Source organism: Arthrobacter sp. Bi83, from assembly GCF_918698095.1.
In the GTDB taxonomy this organism is placed as follows: Bacteria; Actinomycetota; Actinomycetes; order Actinomycetales; family Micrococcaceae; genus Arthrobacter.
Window position 1 is genome coordinate 23,718 of the sequence record NZ_CAKKLY010000007.1, and the last position, 17,169, is coordinate 40,886.

Sequence of the window (17,169 nt, forward strand, 5' to 3'; positions counted from 1 at the left end):
ATGGCCACACGTACTTCCCCCGCGCCAAAACGTACTCCGAGCGCTAAGACAGGCACGTCCGCAGGCCGCGCCGGTTCTCCGGCATCAAAATCCAGCCGGGCCGGAGCGTCCGGCGGAACCGCCCGCACGCGCCAGCTGGCCGCCGTCGAACCGCACCAGCCGTGGCTGCTGCGCGTGGCCGGCGGCGCCTGGCAGGGCATCGGGCACCTCGTGGGCGGGGGAGTGCGCCGGATCGGCCATGACGTCAGCGACCTCGCACCGGAAGAGCGGCGTGACGGTGCCGCCCTGTTCAACCTTGCGCTGGCGGTCTTCATCGCCACCTTCGCCTGGTGGGGCCTCCGGGGCTGGTTCCCGGATGCGGTCTACGCCGTCGTCAACGGCACCTTCGGCTGGATGTCCCTGGTGCTGCCGCTCATGCTGTTCGTCTGCGCGTTTCGGCTGTTCCGCCAGCCGGCCGACGGCCGCGGAAACAACCGGGTGGGGATCGGTTTCCTCATCATGACCTGCGCGGGCTGCGGGCTCGCCCACATCATCGGCGGCCAGCCCACCGTCAGCGAGGGCTTCGACGGCCTCCGCCGGGCGGGCGGCATGCTGGGATTCCTCGCGGCGTCCCCGCTGGCGGCCATTCACGCTGCCGTTCCGCTGGCACTCTACGGGCTGCTGGCCTTTGTTTCCGTGCTCATCGTCACGGCCACGCCGTTCGGCGCGATCCCGCGCCGGCTGCGGGGGGCCTATGAGCACCTGATGGGCATCGACCTTCAGGACGACGACGGCGATAGCCACGACCGCAGCTATCTTTACGAAAACAGCGCTCCGGCAGCGCCGAAGAAGAAGCGCAAGCGGCTCTTCGGCAAAGACCAGGACTCCGACGCCCGCCTGGAAGGCTACGTCGGGGACGAGGCCTTTGAGCATGCCGTCATTGACGACGACGCCCCGCCTGCGTCTTCCGGCAAGGGTTCCTCAGCGGTGGCGCCCGGCGTCCGCCGCCCCACCCAGGCGGAGATCGCCGTCGAGAAGATCAAGGCTGCCCAAGGCCTCGGGGCCTCGAACCGGGAAACTACGGCGGGCGCCGCCGAAGACAATGCCACCGAGGCCATCCCGCTGGTAACGCCGGGGATGGTGGCGGCAGGTTCGTTGAACGCCGCTCCGGCTGCCGCGGCAGCCGCGCAGGTTCCGTCGAAGCCGGTGGCACCCGCGCCGCTGCCCACACCCATCCCGCAGCGCACGGAGCAGCTGTCGCTGGCTGGCGACGTCACCTATACGCTGCCGTCGTCGGACGTGCTGACTCCCGGTTCCATTCCCAAGGAGCGCACCGAAGCCAATGACGCCATCGTGGCCTCTCTGACGGACACGCTGAACCAGTTCAACGTGGACGCGCAGGTAACTGGCTTCAGCCGCGGCCCCACCGTCACCCGGTACGAGATAGAACTGTCCGCGGGCACCAAGGTGGAGCGGGTGACCGCCCTGTCCAAGAACATCTCCTACGCGGTGGCCAGCTCTGACGTCCGCATCCTGAGCCCCATCCCCGGCAAGTCAGCCATCGGCATCGAGATCCCCAACACGGACCGCGAGACGGTCTCCCTCGGCGACGTCCTCCGCAGCCAGAACGCCCGCCGCACCGACCACCCCATGGTGATGGGCGTCGGCAAGGACGTCGAGGGCGGCTACGTGGTGGCGAACCTCGCCAAAATGCCCCACCTGCTCGTTGCCGGCGCCACCGGCGCCGGCAAGTCCTCCTTCGTGAACTCGATGATCACGTCAATCCTGATGCGGGCCACGCCCGATGAGGTCCGCATGGTCATGGTGGACCCCAAGCGCGTGGAACTCACGGCCTACGAGGGCGTCCCGCACCTGATCACGCCCATCATCACCAACCCCAAGAAAGCCGCCGAAGCCCTGCAGTGGGTGGTCCGCGAGATGGACGCGCGCTACGACGACCTCGCCAACTACGGCTTCAAGCACATCGACGACTTCAACAAGGCCGTCCGGGCCGGCAAGGTCCACCCGCCGGTGGATTCCAAACGCGTCATCCGCCCCTACCCCTACCTGCTGGTGATCGTCGACGAACTCGCCGACCTCATGATGGTGGCCCCGCGCGACGTCGAAGACTCCATCGTCAGGATCACCCAGCTGGCCCGTGCGGCCGGCATCCACCTGGTCCTGGCCACGCAGCGGCCTTCCGTGGACGTCGTCACAGGCCTGATCAAGGCCAACGTGCCTTCCCGCATGGCCTTCGCGACGTCCTCAGTGACCGACTCCCGCGTGGTCCTTGACCAGCCAGGAGCGGAGAAGCTGATCGGCCAGGGCGACGCCCTCTTCCTGCCCATGGGCGCCTCCAAGGCGATGCGTGTTCAGGGCGCCTGGGTCACGGAGTCCGAGATCCACCAGGTCGTGGAGCACGTCAAGGGCCAGCTCAAGGCCGTGTACCGCGACGACGTCGCCGCCGAAGCGCCGAAGAAGCAGATCGACGACGACATCGGAGACGACCTCGACGTGCTGCTGCAGGCCACCGAGCTGGTGGTCACCACGCAGTTCGGCTCAACATCGATGCTGCAGCGCAAGCTGCGTGTGGGCTTCGCGAAGGCCGGCCGCCTCATGGACCTGCTTGAGTCCAGGGGAGTGGTGGGCCCCTCCGAGGGATCCAAGGCCCGCGACGTGCTGGTCAAGCCCGATGACCTCGCCACGGTGCTGGCCGCCATGAAGGGCCAGGAATCCCCGGCTGCTCCTGATTCACAGACCGCGGCCCTGAGTGACAACGCCAATGCCAACATCGCCCAGGGCGGCTATGCCGAGGACCTCGTGGCGGCTGATCTGGACAACCGCGCCCAGAACGTTGAGTACTACGACGGCGCCGACGCCAGCTCCGGCGACGACGAGGACGGTTCCGAAGACGCCTGGTCCCTCACCGGACGGTAGCTGAGAAGACGGTAGCCTAGGAGAGTGACTAGCACCGAAGCGACCGCGGCCGGCTCCAGCAGCTCCGGAATCTGGAATCTTCCGAACATCCTCACCATGCTCCGCATCGTGCTGGTGCCGTTCTTTGTGTGGTTCCTCGTCGCTGATGCTCCCGGCCTGCGGAGCGAATCCGGGCCGTGGCGCTGGGCTGCGGTGGCGGCCTTCGCCGTCGCCATCTACACGGACAAGCTCGATGGCGACATCGCCCGGAGCCGGGGACTGGTTACCGATTTCGGAAAAATAGCCGATCCCATTGCCGACAAGCTGCTGATCGGTTCCGCCCTGGTCATGCTATCGGTCCTGAACGAGCTGCCCTGGTGGATCACACTGGTCATCCTCGTCCGCGAGTGGGGGATCACGGCGCTGCGGTTCTTCGTCATCCGCTATGGCGTGATCCCAGCCTCCCGTGGCGGAAAGCTCAAGACCGTCGTGCAGACCGCCGCGATTTTCCTCTACCTGCTCCCGCTGTCAGCCATTGCGCCATGGCTGGTCTGGGTGGCCCTCGCCGTCATGCTCGTGGCGGTGCTCATCACGGTGTGGACCGGCGTCGAATACGTCATTGAAGCAATGAAGGTCCGCGCCCAGGGCCTGCTGCGCAGGGCCGGGGAACTCCCAGCGGACGGGCACCAGAAATCGGAAAACCACAAGCCGGAAGCACAGGAGGGATAGGCATGTCCAACCTTCACCGAATCGCCGGGGAGGCTGTTGCCGCGGCCGTCCGGCGCGGCGTCACCGTGGCCACCGCCGAATCACTGACTGCCGGCATGGTCACGGCAATGCTGGCGGACACGCCGGGTGCGTCGGCCATGCTGCGTGGCGGCGTCGTTTCCTACAGCAATACCGTCAAACGGGATGTTCTCCACGTGTCGCAGGAACTGCTCGACGCCGTTGGCTCGGTTGACGGCGAAGTGGCGGCGGCCATGGCCGAGGGTGCGCGGAGCGCCTGCGGCGCAGACCTGGCCGTGTCCACCACGGGCGTGGCAGGGCCGGACGAGCACGACGGCAAGCCGGTGGGTACGGTGTACATCGGCGTCGCCACAGCGCAGGGCTCCTCGTCGTATCCCTACAGCTTTGAAGGCACCCGGGCGGAGATCAGGGCCCTGGCGTGTGAGGCGGCGCTGGAGCGGCTACAGGAGGCCCTCGCGTCGATCGGCTACCGGGAGTAAGGTTGCCGGGAACAAAAAGCATTACCGAATAGTTGTTACTTTGTGTCGCTTCCACAATACGGAGGCGCCTAGGATGAAAAGACCAACTACGGTTCGCGTCACAGCGAACCGGACTCATGAGGGAGCAAGGCGATACAGATGGTAAAGCAGCCCGTATCCGTGAACGGCGTTGTCCGCTGGAAGGATGTGGGCCTCGCCGATCAGGCCAAGAGCGAACAGAAGGAGCGCAAGATGGTAGTACTTCGTCACGAAATTGGTGATGTTCTGCGCGACGTCCGCCAGCGTCAAGGGCGTACCCTCCGCGAAGTCTCGCACAGCGCCCGAGTTTCCTTGGGCTACCTCAGTGAAGTGGAGCGCGGGCAGAAGGAAGCCTCCTCGGAGCTGCTGTCCTCGATCTGCTCAGCCCTGGATGTTCCGTTGTCCATCATGCTCCGTGAGGTCAGCGACCGCGTGGCAGTGGCCGAAGGCGTAGCCGTACCGGACACCGTTCCGCAGGAATTTTCCCAGCGTTACGGCCGGGATCTTGAGCGCGATCTCAGCACTGAACTCAACAACGAACTGGCCAAGGGCCTGCTGTCCGGCGCACGGTAGCCTAACGCAACCCGGACCTACAGAACCCAAGGCATTACAGATCCAAGATGAAGGCCTTCGGCACAAGCCGGAGGCCTTTTGTCGTCTCCTAAAGGGCGCCGTCCTTAGAGGGCGCCGTCTTTGGGAAACCCGTCACGTTCATAAGTTGCGTTGAGCTTGGCCATATAGGTGGCGAGGGCCTCAAGATCCGCCACCGGCCATTCGCCCAGCCGCTCGCGGAACACTTCCCGCCTGGCGTCCTGTACCTGGTGCATTTTCTCTTCGCCCTTGGGCGTGAGCCGGATCGTCTGCGCGCGACCGTCCAGCGGGTCCGCTTCCTTGAGTACCAGGCCGATACTTTCCAGGAAGGCAATCTGCCGGCTCACCGACGGTTTGCCCACGCCGATGCAGGAGGCCAGTTCGGTCAGCCGGATGGGTCCCGTCTGGCGGATCATGGTGAGCAGGCCGTAGGCCGCAGGCTCCATGTCCGGGTGAACCTGACGTGAAAGCTGCTGCGAGACGGAGCGGGCGCGCCGCCAGAAGATGCTGATCTGATGCTCCACTGACTTCAGTGCGGTATCCATGGTGTCCTCGAAGGGGGCGGACACTCCGGGGACGTCAACGGGGTTGCTCATGGCAACCATTCTAGAGTCCGCGGGCGTGAGAGACTCTATGTCGTGCGGATTAGTGATTTTTGGCGGCTCATGGACGATGAATTCGGCGCTGGCTACTCCCGCGTGCTCAGCAGTTCGCTGGTCCTCGCGGGTGTGGGGGGACGGACTGCGGACCAAGCGTTGGCCGCCGGCGTCAGCCCCCGCGATGTCTGGCTCGCAGTCTGCGACGTCCAGGACGTGCCGGCGGAGCGGCGGCTCGGCAGGGACGTCAAGCCCAGCCGCAACTAAACCGCCCCGCCCGCTGGCAGACTCCTGACACGCCGACCGATTGTTCGAATATCTGTTCGGGTAGGACTATGCTTTTTTCAGCGGGTTATCCACATACGCAGTGCCACCCGGCAACAATGTCAGAGGGCGGCGCTAGCGTCAGTGATGACAGAGAAAAGGGGCCGCGCAGGCCCACTCCACAGCGAGAAAGCATTAGAGGTGTGAACCATGGCGGCAGCCCCGGATCGTGCAAAGGCGCTTGAAGCAGCGCTTGCCCAGATAGACAAACAGTTCGGAAAAGGCTCCGTCATGCGGCTGGGCGATGAAGTCCGCGCCCCCATCGAGGTCATCCCGACGGGGTCCATCGCCTTGGACGTGGCCTTGGGAATTGGCGGGCTGCCGCGTGGCCGTGTGGTGGAAATCTACGGTCCGGAGTCCTCCGGTAAGACCACCGTCGCCCTGCACGCCGTGGCAAACGCCCAGCGGCTGGGCGGCATTGCGGCCTTCATTGACGCCGAGCACGCCCTGGATCCTGAATATGCCGCCAAGCTCGGCGTGGACACGGATGCCTTGCTCGTCTCCCAGCCGGATACCGGCGAGCAGGCGCTTGAAATCATGGATATGCTCATCGGCTCCGGCTCCCTCGACGTCATCGTCATCGACTCCGTGGCGGCGCTGGTGCCCCGGGCGGAAATTGAAGGCGACATGGGTGACAGTCACGTCGGCCTGCAGGCCCGCCTCATGAGCCAGGCCCTGCGAAAAATCACTGGTCGGCTGAGCCAGACCAAGACCACTGCCATCTTCATCAACCAGCTCCGCGAAAAGATCGGTGTGTTCTTCGGCTCACCCGAAACCACCACCGGTGGTAAGGCGCTGAAGTTCTACGCGTCTATCCGCATCGACGTCCGCCGCATCCAGACCCTGAAGGAAGGCGCGGATTCGGTCGGCAACCGTACCAAGGCGAAGATCGTCAAGAACAAGATGGCCCCGCCGTTCAAGATCGCCGAATTCGACATCATCTATGGACAGGGCATCTCCCGCGAGGGCGGCATCATCGACATGGGTGTGGAGCACGGCATCATCAAGAAGTCGGGCTCATGGTTCACCTACGACGGCGACCAGCTCGGCCAGGGCATGGAGAATTCCCGGCGCTTCCTCCGCGACAACCCTGAACTGGCTGCGGAATTGGAGCGGCTCATCAAGGAAAAGCTCGGGGTCGGAGTGAAGCCGGCGGATGCCGAGGCCTCACCGAAGCTGAAGGCCGTTGACGGTTTCTAACAGCAGGCGGCGGGGCCGGTCAGGCCCCGCCGAGCCGGCCTCAACACCACTTTCCGGTCCTGCGGGTCCACTGTCCGGTCCGGCGTCCGGGCCGCCGGAGGACAGGGAGCCCGATCCGGCGTCGGTGGCTCGAGCGATTGTGCTGCGGCAGCTGACCAGTTCGCCTAAGAGCAGGCTCCAGTTGGAGCGCAAGCTGGCCGAACGCAATGTGCCCGGGGATGTTGCGGCAGCAGTCCTCGACCGCTTTGAAGAGGTCAAACTCGTCGACGACGCAGAGTTCGCCGATATGTGGGTGCGGAGCCGCGCTCAGTCCCGCAAGCTGGCCAAGGGTGCCTTGCGCCGTGAGCTGGCGGACAAGGGCATTGATCCGGACACGGCTGCTTCGGCTCTGGAGCAGCTCAATGACGACGACGAGGAAGCCGCCGCCCGCCATCTGGTGGAGCGCAAGCTCCGGCCCGGCACCGACCTGTCGGACCGCGCCGAGCGCGACAAAACCATGCGGCGCCTGGCGTCCATGCTGGCCCGCAAGGGGTACCAGCCCTCGCAGGCCTTCCGGATCGTAGGCGAAGTGCTCGACGCCGCGTCGGGGAGCTAGGCACAGCCGGTACGCTTAACGGGTGAGTCTGACCTACCCTTCCCCCGCATCCGGCACCGTCCCCGCAGCAGCTGACGCGTCCGCCGCGCCCCGCACCTACCAGGTACGCACATTCGGCTGCCAAATGAACGTGCACGATTCCGAACGGATGGCCGGGATGCTTGAGGCGGCAGGCTACGTTCCCGCTGACGGCGGCCAGGCCGACGTCGTGGTGTTCAACACCTGCGCCGTACGGGAAAACGCAGACAACAAGCTGTACGGCAACCTGGGAATGCTGGCGCCGGTCAAGGAAGCCAACCCGGGGATGCAGATAGCCGTGGGTGGCTGCCTGGCGCAGAAGGACCGCGAGACCATCCTGAAGAAGGCGCCGTGGGTGGACGCGGTCTTCGGAACGCACAACGTAGGTGCCCTGCCTGCACTCCTGGACCGCGCGCGGCACAACAACGAAGCCCAGCTGGAGATTCTTGAGTCGCTGGACGTCTTTCCGTCCACGCTTCCCACCAAGCGCGATTCCGTGTATTCCGGCTGGGTATCCATCTCGGTGGGCTGCAACAACACCTGTACCTTCTGCATCGTGCCGGCGCTGCGGGGCAAGGAGAAGGACCGCAGGCCCGGAGACATCCTCGCCGAGGTTCAGGCGCTCGTGGATGACGGCGCCATCGAAGTGACCCTTCTCGGCCAGAACGTGAACTCGTACGGCGTGGAGTTCGGCGACCGCCAGGCCTTCTCCAAGCTGCTCCGCGCCTGCGGTGACATTCCGGGCCTGGAACGGGTCCGCTTCACGAGTCCCCACCCGGCGGCCTTCACCGACGACGTCATCGACGCCATGGCGGATACGCCGAACGTCATGCCCCAGCTGCACATGCCCCTGCAGTCTGGTTCGGACAAGGTCCTCAAGGACATGAAGCGGTCCTACCGTTCCGCGAAATTCCTCGGTATCCTGGATAAGGTCCGGGAGAAGATCCCGCACGCCGCAATTTCCACCGACATCATCGTCGGCTTCCCGGGGGAGACCGAGGAAGATTTCCAGGCAACCCTGGACGTCGTCGAAACGTCGCGCTTCGCCACCGCCTTCACGTTCCAGTACTCCAAGCGGCCCGGCACGCCGGCGGCTGACCTTCCGGACCAGCTGCCCAAAGCCGTCGTGCAGGAACGCTTCGAACGGCTCACGGCACTCCAGGACCGCATCGCCGCAGAGGAGAACGCCAAGCAGCTCGGACGCCGCGTCGAGGTCATGGTAACCGCCCAGTCCGGCCGCAAGGCCGAGGAAACCCACCGGTTGTCCGGCCGGTCCCAGGACCAGCGGCTCGTCCACTTCTCCGTACCGGCGGGCGCCCAGGCGCCCAGGCCGGGCGATCTGGTCACGGTCACCATCACCGAAGCTGCAGCCTTCCACCTGGTTGCCGACCCGGAAAACTCAGGAGACTACACCCTGCGCCGCTCGCGCGCCGGTGACGCATGGGACAGGTCGCAGGCCGACTCCTGTGGTGCACCGGCGCCGGCCGCCGCGGGAGGTAAATCCGGCGTCTCGCTCGGCATGCCGTCCCTTCCGGTCCGCGGCCGCTAGCCCTGTGGCCGCCAGTCCCGGAACAGTCACTTCCCAAGCCTCAACCTCCGGAGCCAAGGGCCCAGAAGGACAGCCTCCCGTCATCGCCGTGGTCGGGCCGACAGGTTCTGGAAAATCCGACCTCGCCGTCGAACTCGCCCTGGAACTCGGTGGCGAGGTCATTAACGCCGACGCCATGCAGTTCTACCGCGGCATGGACATTGGGACGGCCAAGGTCACGGAGGCCGAGCGCAGGGGAGTGCCGCACCACCTGCTGGACATCCTGGGCGTCACCGAGGAAGCGTCCGTGTCGGACTTCCAGCAGCAGGCAAGGGCGGCCGTCGCCGGCATCCACCGGCGGGGACGGCGCGCCATAGTGGTGGGAGGTTCCGGGCTCTACGTCCGGGCCGCCCTGGACGTTCTGGAATTCCCGGGCACCGACCCTGACATCCGCGCCCGCCTTGAGCAGGAACACGCCGCCGCCGGGACGGCCCCCCTCCTTGAACGATTGCGGGATGTTGACCCGGTGTCCGCCGGCCGGCTCGGGGACGTCCGCCGGATCATCCGGGCGCTGGAGGTCTTCGAACTGACGGGACGCCCGTTCAGTTCATTCATGCCAAACCGTGAGTACTTCCAGCCCACCGTTCAGATCGGCCTTGAGGTTGACCGCGAAGTCCTGCGGGGGCGGCTGGCCGAACGCGTCCACCGCATGGTGGACCGCGGACTGCTGGCCGAGGTTGAAAGGCTGGATGCCGCGGGCCTGCGCCGCGGCCGGACCGCGCCGCGCGCCCTGGGCTACGCCCAGTTCCTCAAAGTGCTCGACGGCGAAGCGGACGTTGCGCTGGCCGCTGAGGAGACCATCGTGGCCACCCGGCAGTTCGCCCGCCGCCAGCTCACCTGGTTCCGGGCCGACCCGCGCATCTCTTGGCTGGACTGGCAGGACCCCGCCCTGGCCGCCAAGGCCGCGGCGTTCTGCCGCTGACCCCGGAAGGCGCGCCCGTCCGGAAGGCGCGCCCGTCCGTTAGGCCACCCCGTCCGGAATGCCATCGAGGCGGGAGGGGCCGGTTTTCGGCCGCCAGCGGCGTGCGGGTAACCTTGACGCATGGATGAAACCCTTGCAGAAACCGCTGAGCCCGCCATCTCACAGCTGAGCGGTCTGCGCTTCTCCAAGGGCCATGGGACGGGCAACGACTTCGTTCTGATTGCCGACCCCGAGGGCATGCATTCCATTTCCCCCGGGCAGGTTGTGGGGCTGTGCGACCGCCACAGAGGCATCGGCGGCGACGGACTCATCCGGGCTGTCCCGTCCCGGCTGCTTGACGAGGGCCGCGAGCTGTTGACCGGAAGCCCCGACGCCGAATGGTTCATGGACTACCGGAACGGTGACGGCTCACTGTCCGAGATGTGCGGCAACGGAGTCCGGGTCTTCGTCCACTTCCTCCTCGCCGAGGGCCTCGCTGAACTGCCTCCGGGCGGCTCGCTGACCATCGGCACCCGCGGCGGCGTGAAGACCATTGTCCGTACTGCTGGCGGCTACGCGGTGGACATGGGGCCGTGGGAGTTCATCTTTCCGGCCGAGGCAGCGGCCCGCGCCATGGATTCCCTCGTCAGCGCCGACGGACTCGAAGTGCCGCGGCCGGCGCTGTCCGTCAGCATGGGAAACCCGCACACGGTGGTCGCCCTGGCCGAGCTGTCAGAACTTGAGGGCACGAAGCTCTTCACCGCACCCCATGTTGATCCCACGCCGGAACACGGCACCAACGTCGAGTTCGTCGTTCCGGCCGAGCCGCTGGTCCACGACGGGGTCGGCACCGTGACCATGCGCGTGCACGAGCGCGGCGTCGGCGAAACGCAGTCGTGCGGAACGGGCGCGTGCGCCGCCGCCGTGGCCATCCGTCACTGGGCCGGCCAGGGCGCACCGGACGCCTGGCACGTGAAAGTACCGGGCGGCGTCGTCGGGGTTAAATTCTTTACCGTGGCAGACGGGCACGAACACGTGGAGCTGAGCGGCCCGGCAACGATTGTCGCTAGCGGGACGCTTTCCTGACCCGCAGGATCCGGAACGACTTCGACGTGCTCTCGCGGGTCACCGTAAAGGAACCGTCGAGCGCCCCCGCCAGCCAGCGCTGAAGCGAATCCGAGCCAAGGTTCTTCTGCACCACCAGCCAGGCAGAACCCCCCGGTGCCAGCCGGGGCAGCCACAGCATCAGCAGCGAATGCAGTTCATCCTTGCCGATCCGGATCGGCGGGTTGGACCAGATCGTGTCGAAGCGCAGGTCCGGATCAACGGCCTCCGGCGCGCTGGCGGCGAGGTTGCCTAGGCCCAGCAGTTCGGCGTTCTCGTTCGTGAGCGTGATGCAGCGTTCGTTGACGTCCACCGCGTACACCTTGGCGTGCGGCGCCCGGAGGGCCATCGTCAGGGCAATCGGCCCCCAGCCGCAGCCAATGTCCAGCAGGTTTCCCTGCGGGGCCGGGGCAGGAACGTCCGCCAGCAGGACCGCCGTGCCTTTGTCGATGCCGTCAGGGCTGAAGATGGCGGAGGAGGTCTGCAGCTTGCGCGTTTCGCCGGCGAGTTCCACCGTGAGCTGCTTGCGGGTAAACGGCCCTGCGGGCGAGGCGCTGAAATAGTGGGCAGACTCCATAACTGGCCAGATTAGTGGGCCGCCCGCCGGATGGGAAACCGGAGGGTGCGCGTCTGCTAATCTAAAAGGCATGTTCTTGATCTTTGAGTAGCCGGCCCTGACGCGGTCCGCCCCGAACTGCCGGCCTTCGAGGCCGTCGCCACGGGCGCAGCACCGTCTCCGGAGTGATGCAGGTTTCGACCTTCCGCCCGGACGCCGCGATGCACGCACCACGGAATGCACCCTCACTCAGATCAATTCACTCAGATCAATCTCGCCGGCCCAGGCTTGTCCGCCGCGGCCGCACAGGAGCTCAGATGCCCTCCAGTCGTCAGCCCAGCGCGAATTCTGCGCCCAAGGCAAGCAATCAGCACTATTCTGAAGATGCAGAACCCTTTAAGGAGACCATGACCAGTCAGCAAAATTCCGGATCCGAGCCAGCAGCCCAGGACATGAGTCCTGAGGAAATCCAAGCTGTCATCGACCGGATTCTCTCCAAGGACGTCCCGGCACGAAGTGCCGCGGCTGCGGACGGCTCGGGAGCCGGCAGCAGGGCCGTCTTTGGCAAGGCCCAAGCCATCTCGCGGCTTGATGAAGAACACAGCACTTTCGACGGCGACCAGCAGGATCTCGAGGAACGCCGGGCCCTGCGCCGCACGGCGGGACTATCCACCGAACTGGAAGACGTCACCGAGGTCGAGTACCGGCAGCTGCGCCTTGAGCGCGTCGTCCTTGCCGGCTTGTGGACCGAAGGCACGTTGGCCGACGCCGAGAATTCGCTGCGCGAACTCGCGGCGCTGGCCGAAACCGCAGGTTCCGAGGTGCTGGACGGCCTGGTCCAGCGACGCGCCAAGCCGGATCCCGGCACGTTCCTCGGCTCGGGCAAGGCGTTGGAACTCAAGGACGTAGTGATGTCCACCGGCGCAGATACCGTGGTGGTGGATGCGGAACTGGCGCCGTCCCAGCGCCGTGGACTCGAGGACATCGTCAAGGTCAAGGTGATTGACCGCACCGCACTCATCCTCGATATCTTCGCCCAGCATGCCAAGAGCCGCGAAGGCAAGGCCCAGGTGGAGCTGGCCCAGCTCGAATACCTGCTCCCGCGCCTCCGTGGCTGGGGTGAATCCATGTCCCGCCAGGCCGGTGGCCAGGTGGGCGGCGCAGGCGCCGGCATGGGCTCCCGCGGTCCGGGCGAAACCAAGATTGAACTGGACCGGCGGCGAATCCGCACACGGATGGCCAAGCTGCGCCGCGAAATCTCCGCGATGAAGCCGGCCCGCGAGACCAAGCGGGCCAACCGCCGTCGTAATGCAGTGCCGTCTGTCGCCATTGCCGGATACACCAACGCCGGCAAGTCGTCCTTGCTGAACCGGCTCACCGACGCCGGAGTCCTGGTGGAGAATGCCCTGTTCGCCACCCTGGACCCCACGGTCCGCAAGGCCGAGACCTCGGATGGCCTGGGTTACACCCTGGCCGACACCGTCGGCTTCGTTCGGTCCCTTCCCACCCAGCTCGTGGAGGCTTTCCGATCCACCCTGGAGGAAGTGGCGGACGCGGACCTGATCCTGCACGTTGTGGACGTGTCCCACCCCGATCCGGAGGGGCAGATTGCTGCGGTGCGCTCGGTGTTCGCCGAAGTGGACGCCCGCAAGGTGCCCGAGATCATCGTGCTGAACAAGGCCGACGCAGCCGACCCGTTCGTCGTGGAAAGGCTGAAGCAGCGCGAACCGCGCCATGTGGTCGTTTCCGCCCGCACGGGCCAGGGCATCCCGGAGCTGCTGAAGGCCATCAGTGACGCCATTCCGCGGCCAAACGTTAAGCTGGAGCTGCTGGTCCCGTACCACCGAGGTGATTTGATCAGTAAACTCCACGACTCCGATGCGGAGATCCTGAGCCTGAATCATGAAGAAGGCGGCACACGCGCCGTGGTCATGGTCCGGGAAGGCCTCGCGGCTGAACTGGAATCCTTCATCAGCAATGACTGACCAGGAACCGGACGGCGCCGAAGCCACAGCCGGCGAGGAGTTCGTGATCGAACTCCTCGACCGCGCCGTGGCCGGTATGGGCGGACAAAGCCGCAGCGGCCAGCACGAGATGGCGCGGCAGGTGGCGCGGGCGATCGACACCGGCGACCACCTGCTGGTCCAGGCGGGCACCGGAACGGGTAAGTCGCTGGCGTACCTGATTCCGCTCATCGCCCACTCGCTGGAGAGCGAGAAGCCCACCCTGGTGTCCACCGCCACCCTTGCGCTGCAGACCCAGATCGTAGGCAGGGACCTGCCCCGGCTGCTGAAGACCATCACTCCGGCGCTGGACCGGCCGGTCAAGGTGGCACTCGTCAAGGGCCGCGCCAACTATGTGTGCCGGCACAAACTGGAAGGTGGTTTCCCCTCGGAGGAGCCTTCCGAAGGCCAGCTCTTCTCCCTGGGCGAGGACACCAGCGTCCCGCACTTTGCCGCCGCCATGGGCGGTCCGTCGTCGCAGCTGGGCAAGGAAGTGGTCCGGCTCCGGGAATGGGCAGAAAAGACGGCCACCGGCGACCGCGACGAACTCCTCCCGGGCGTGACGGACCGCGCCTGGCGCCAGGTCTCGGTCACCTCCATGGAATGCCTGGGCGCGCAGAAGTGCCCGCTCGCGGCGGAATGCTTCAGTGAACTCGCGCGGCACAACGCGGCCGAGGCCGACGTCGTAGTGACCAACCACGCGATGCTCGCCGTCAGCGCCTTTGAAGGGCTGGCTGTGCTGCCCGAATACGACGTCGTGGTGGTGGACGAAGCGCACGAGCTCCAAGACCGTGTCACCGGCGCGGTCTCGGGACAACTGTCCGTTGCCATGGTGCACGCGGCCGCCTCCGGTGCCCGCAAGCACTCCGGGATCACGGTGGATGCGCTGAACAACGCCGCGGCCAACCTGGAGCTCGCCATCGCCGGGGTCCCCAGCGGGCTGGTCCCCAACGGGCTCAACGACGAACAGCTCGACTGCGTGGACCAGCTCCGGGAAGCGTGCCGGGCGGCGCTGTCCGATTCCAAGGGGGACAGCAACACCACGGCCGACGGCGGGCGGCAGCTCGCGCGGTCCCGCCTCCTCGTGATTCTCGAGCTCTGCGAACGCCTGCTCACGGCGCGCGACAACCGCGAAGTGGTGTGGTTCTCGCGGAACAGCACGTTTGATCCGCAGCAGGGCTATTCGGCACCGGATGACACCCAGCCTGCCCTGATCAACATTGCCCCACTGAGCGTCGCCGGAAAGCTCAGGGAAGGCCTGTTCGCAGGCCACACAGTAGTTCTGACGTCGGCCACGCTTGCCATCGGCTCCGCGTTCGAACCCGCTGCCGGCGGACTCGGCCTCGTGGGGGAGGGTGCGCCGAGCTGGACCGGCATCGACGTCGGTTCTCCCTTCGATTATCCCAAGCAGGGCATCCTCTATGTGGCGGGCCACTTGCCCAAGCCGGGCAGGGGTACGTCGCCTGAAGCACTCGACGAACTGGAATCGCTCATCCGCGCCTCCGCTGGGGGAGCGCTGTGCCTGTTCTCCTCCCGGCGTGCTGCCGAGGAAGCGGCCGAGGCACTGCGTCCGCGCCTGGATGTGAGCGTTCTTTGCCAAGGCGACTCGACGATGACCGCGCTGGTAAAGCAGTTCGCCGACGAACCGGACACGTGCCTGTTTGGCACCATGTCGCTGTGGCAGGGCGTGGATGTTCCCGGCGGTTCATGCAGGCTTGTGGTGATCGACAGGATTCCGTTCCCCCGGCCCGACGACCCGCTCATGACGGCACGCTCACGGGCAGTGGCACAGGCCGGCGGCAACGGATTCATGTCCGTATCAGCTACCCATGCGGCCATCAGGCTGGCCCAGGGTGCCGGGCGCCTGATCCGGTCCACCGATGACAAGGGCGTAGTGGCAGTGCTGGATTCGCGGCTGTCGACGGAGCGCTATGGAGGGTTCCTGCGCGCCGCACTCCCGCCCTTCTGGCCCACGACGGACCGGAAGATCGCCGTGGCGGCGCTGGAGAGGCTAGCGGGAGCGCGGTCCTAAGGAGCGGCCTTCAGCGAACGCACGACGACCTAAAGTGAACGCACGAAGTCCTAGAGCGAACGCAGCACCGACACCACTTTGCCCATGACCACGGCGTGGTCCCCAAGGATGGGCTCGTACTGGGTGTTCTGCGGCAGCAGCCAAGTGTGGCCGTCCCGCTGCCGGAAGGTCTTAACGGTTGCTTCGTCGTCGAGCAGCGCCGCCACGATGTCGCCGTTGACGGCGTCACTCTGCCGCCTGACAACTACCCAGTCGCCGTCACAGATCGCAGCGTCCACCATGGAGTCGCCCGCAACCTTGAGCATGAACAGTTCGCCGTGGCCAACGAGCTGGCGTGGCAGGGGCATGAGTTCCTCAACCACTTGGTCGGCGAAGATGGGGCCGCCGGCCGCGATGCGGCCGACCAGCGGCACCATGGCCGTGTCTGTTGCGCTGGGCAGCTCGGTGACTGACGCGCTTCGCGCGCTGTGCGGCTTGGCGTCACCTTCGGCACTGGAGGCCTTGGACAAGCCGGCGTCCAGGGTGAGGGGCATGAGGACTTCCATGGCCCGGGGGCGTTTGGGATCACGCCGCAGGTAGCCGAGCTTCTCCAACTGTGAGAGCTGGTGGGTGACGCTGGAGAGGCTGGCCAGGCCAACGGTGTCGCCGATTTCCCTCATGGAGGGCGGGTACCCGTTGTCGTTGACCGACCGCTGGATGGTTTCCAGGATCCTTTTCTGGCGGATGGTCAGTCCTTTGGGTGTCCGCTGAGACCGCTGGCTGCGCTGGGTAGCCTTGCCGTCGGAGGCTTGTGCTGCCATGTTCGCCAACGCCTTTCGTTCCACCCGGCCTCCGTGGCTGCAGTTGCCGGGAACTTCCGGCCTGAAAATGTCAGACCCTGCTGATCAACTGCAGAAGTGGTTGTTCTTTGATTTCAAACGTAGGCCAGCCACACGGCTTTTTCAAACATTTGTTCTAGCGAGTCTCGACTTTGTTCGTTGATAAGTGCTAAAACTGAAGAAGCAAAGTTCGAACATGTGTTCTAGTTCAGCTGCGGAGCGGGCCGGTTTCTTCGAATATTCCGGCGGATGCCGGGCGGACCGGGCACACCGGGCAGCACAGAGTGGTCCAGGAGGGCTCAGTTCATGTCAGCTTCAACAGCAGTCAACCATTCACGTCGGCAGGGTGCGCAGGGTGCTTTCGGCATGCAGCCGGGCAGGCCGCCGCGGCTTCGGCTTACTCGCCGGGGCCGGATCGTCCTCATCGGATTGCCCCTGGTTCTCCTGGCGGCACTGCTCCTGTCGCTCACCGGTTTGCTGAACTCGCCGGCCAAGGCCGCCGATACCGCCAGCGGACTGTCCGTGACGGAGACGGTTTCCGTGACTGTGCAGCCGGGGGAATCACTGTGGGCTATCGCCGGGACAGTCGACCCCACCAGGGATCCGCGCGATGTCATCGCGGACATCGTCCAGCTGAACGACCTCGAAAACGGCAAGGTCATGCCGGGGCAGCAGCTGTTTGTACCGTCCAAGTAAGGGCTGAT

16 protein-coding genes are annotated in these 17,169 nt (G+C 65.9%); 13 read left to right on the forward strand and 3 right to left on the reverse strand.

Going from position 1 to position 17,169, the window contains the following annotated elements; genetic code table 11:
- The 4 genes from LQ144_RS05560 (at position 1) to LQ144_RS05575 (ending at position 4,712) form a co-directional block, all read left to right on the forward strand.
- Positions 1-2,916 carry a DNA translocase FtsK gene (locus tag LQ144_RS05560; RefSeq protein ID WP_230117572.1) on the forward strand — a complete coding sequence of 972 codons (2,916 nt, stop codon included), beginning with the start codon at positions 1-3 and terminating at the stop codon, positions 2,914-2,916.
- 24 nt (positions 2,917-2,940) lie between these two features.
- Positions 2,941-3,624, forward strand: coding sequence for a CDP-diacylglycerol--glycerol-3-phosphate 3-phosphatidyltransferase (pgsA, locus tag LQ144_RS05565; RefSeq protein WP_230117573.1), 684 nt, complete (start codon positions 2,941-2,943; stop codon positions 3,622-3,624).
- Positions 3,625-3,626: 2 nt separating this feature from the next.
- Positions 3,627-4,121 (forward strand): CinA family protein, encoded by a 495-nt coding sequence (locus LQ144_RS05570; RefSeq protein WP_230117574.1) that lies wholly within the window; start codon positions 3,627-3,629, stop codon positions 4,119-4,121.
- A gap of 138 nt (positions 4,122-4,259) precedes the next feature.
- Positions 4,260-4,712: a helix-turn-helix transcriptional regulator gene (locus LQ144_RS05575; protein WP_230117575.1), complete on the forward strand. Its 453-nt coding sequence runs from the start codon at positions 4,260-4,262 to the stop codon at positions 4,710-4,712.
- Positions 4,713-4,816: 104 nt separating this feature from the next.
- Here LQ144_RS05575 and LQ144_RS05580 read toward each other — a convergent pair whose 3' ends face one another.
- Positions 4,817-5,326, reverse strand: a complete 510-nt coding sequence (locus LQ144_RS05580; RefSeq protein WP_230117576.1) for a MarR family transcriptional regulator — start codon at positions 5,324-5,326, stop codon at positions 4,817-4,819.
- 42 nt (positions 5,327-5,368) lie between these two features.
- Between LQ144_RS05580 and LQ144_RS05585 the strand changes: the two genes are divergently transcribed.
- The 6 genes from LQ144_RS05585 to dapF all read left to right on the forward strand — a co-directional run bounded on the left by LQ144_RS05585 (position 5,369) and on the right by dapF (position 11,038).
- Positions 5,369-5,593 (forward strand): DUF3046 domain-containing protein, encoded by a 225-nt coding sequence (locus tag LQ144_RS05585; RefSeq protein ID WP_230117577.1) that lies wholly within the window; start codon positions 5,369-5,371, stop codon positions 5,591-5,593.
- Positions 5,594-5,800: 207 nt separating this feature from the next.
- Complete coding sequence (gene recA, locus LQ144_RS05590) at positions 5,801-6,850, forward strand: recombinase RecA (RefSeq protein WP_230117578.1); 1,050 nt, start codon at positions 5,801-5,803, stop codon at positions 6,848-6,850.
- Positions 6,851-6,974: 124 nt separating this feature from the next.
- Positions 6,975-7,445, forward strand: coding sequence for a regulatory protein RecX (locus LQ144_RS05595; protein WP_230117579.1), 471 nt, complete (start codon positions 6,975-6,977; stop codon positions 7,443-7,445).
- Positions 7,446-7,467: 22 nt separating this feature from the next.
- The gene (miaB, locus tag LQ144_RS05600; RefSeq protein ID WP_290369721.1) at positions 7,468-9,012 is read left to right on the forward strand and encodes a tRNA (N6-isopentenyl adenosine(37)-C2)-methylthiotransferase MiaB; all 1,545 of its coding nucleotides are present in this window, start codon (positions 7,468-7,470) and stop codon (positions 9,010-9,012) included.
- Positions 9,013-9,100: 88 nt separating this feature from the next.
- Entirely contained in the window at positions 9,101-9,973 is an 873-nt protein-coding gene (miaA, locus tag LQ144_RS05605; RefSeq protein ID WP_230117580.1) for a tRNA (adenosine(37)-N6)-dimethylallyltransferase MiaA, read from the forward strand.
- Between the two features lie 120 nt (positions 9,974-10,093).
- Positions 10,094-11,038, forward strand: a complete 945-nt coding sequence (dapF, locus tag LQ144_RS05610) for a diaminopimelate epimerase (protein WP_230117581.1) — start codon at positions 10,094-10,096, stop codon at positions 11,036-11,038.
- Here the strand turns inward: dapF and LQ144_RS05615 are convergent.
- Entirely contained in the window at positions 11,019-11,633 is a 615-nt protein-coding gene (locus LQ144_RS05615) for a methyltransferase (protein WP_230117582.1), read from the reverse strand. The two genes, dapF and LQ144_RS05615, sit on opposite strands and share 20 nt — an antisense overlap.
- Before the next feature lie 386 nt (positions 11,634-12,019).
- Here LQ144_RS05615 and hflX point away from each other — a divergent pair, with 386 nt between their 5' ends.
- Together hflX and LQ144_RS05625 are read left to right on the forward strand one after the other, a co-directional pair.
- Entirely contained in the window at positions 12,020-13,597 is a 1,578-nt protein-coding gene (hflX, locus tag LQ144_RS05620; protein WP_230117583.1) for a GTPase HflX, read from the forward strand.
- Positions 13,590-15,647: an ATP-dependent DNA helicase gene (locus tag LQ144_RS05625; protein WP_230117584.1), complete on the forward strand. Its 2,058-nt coding sequence runs from the start codon at positions 13,590-13,592 to the stop codon at positions 15,645-15,647. The genes hflX and LQ144_RS05625 overlap by 8 nt, the downstream gene beginning before the upstream one ends.
- A 50-nt stretch (positions 15,648-15,697) precedes the next feature.
- On the opposite strand, the gene lexA is transcribed toward LQ144_RS05625, so the two are convergent.
- Entirely contained in the window at positions 15,698-16,447 is a 750-nt protein-coding gene (gene lexA / locus LQ144_RS05630; protein WP_230117585.1) for a transcriptional repressor LexA, read from the reverse strand.
- Positions 16,448-16,771: 324 nt separating this feature from the next.
- Between lexA and LQ144_RS05635 the strand changes: the two genes are divergently transcribed.
- The gene (locus tag LQ144_RS05635; RefSeq protein WP_230117586.1) at positions 16,772-17,161 is read left to right on the forward strand and encodes a LysM peptidoglycan-binding domain-containing protein; all 390 of its coding nucleotides are present in this window, start codon (positions 16,772-16,774) and stop codon (positions 17,159-17,161) included.
- The last annotated feature ends 8 nt before the right edge of the window (positions 17,162-17,169 follow it).

Bases quoted from the DNA above. Each gene is read 5' to 3' on its own strand.
- LQ144_RS05560 (WP_230117572.1), top strand. From the start codon at position 1: ATGGCCACACGTACTTCCCCCGCGCCAAAACGTACTCCGAGCGCTAAG.
- LQ144_RS05615 (WP_230117582.1), bottom strand. From the start codon at position 11,633: ATGGAGTCTGCCCACTATTTCAGCGCCTCGCCCGCAGGGCCGTTTACC.
- LQ144_RS05570 (WP_230117574.1), top strand. From the start codon at position 3,627: ATGTCCAACCTTCACCGAATCGCCGGGGAGGCTGTTGCCGCGGCCGTC.
- dapF (WP_230117581.1), top strand. From the start codon at position 10,094: ATGGATGAAACCCTTGCAGAAACCGCTGAGCCCGCCATCTCACAGCTG.
- LQ144_RS05625 (WP_230117584.1), top strand. From the start codon at position 13,590: ATGACTGACCAGGAACCGGACGGCGCCGAAGCCACAGCCGGCGAGGAG.
- LQ144_RS05580 (WP_230117576.1), bottom strand. From the start codon at position 5,326: ATGAGCAACCCCGTTGACGTCCCCGGAGTGTCCGCCCCCTTCGAGGAC.
- lexA (WP_230117585.1), bottom strand. From the start codon at position 16,447: ATGGCAGCACAAGCCTCCGACGGCAAGGCTACCCAGCGCAGCCAGCGG.
- recA (WP_230117578.1), top strand. From the start codon at position 5,801: ATGGCGGCAGCCCCGGATCGTGCAAAGGCGCTTGAAGCAGCGCTTGCC.
- LQ144_RS05635 (WP_230117586.1), top strand. From the start codon at position 16,772: ATGTCAGCTTCAACAGCAGTCAACCATTCACGTCGGCAGGGTGCGCAG.
- LQ144_RS05575 (WP_230117575.1), top strand. From the start codon at position 4,260: ATGGTAAAGCAGCCCGTATCCGTGAACGGCGTTGTCCGCTGGAAGGAT.
- hflX (WP_230117583.1), top strand. From the start codon at position 12,020: ATGACCAGTCAGCAAAATTCCGGATCCGAGCCAGCAGCCCAGGACATG.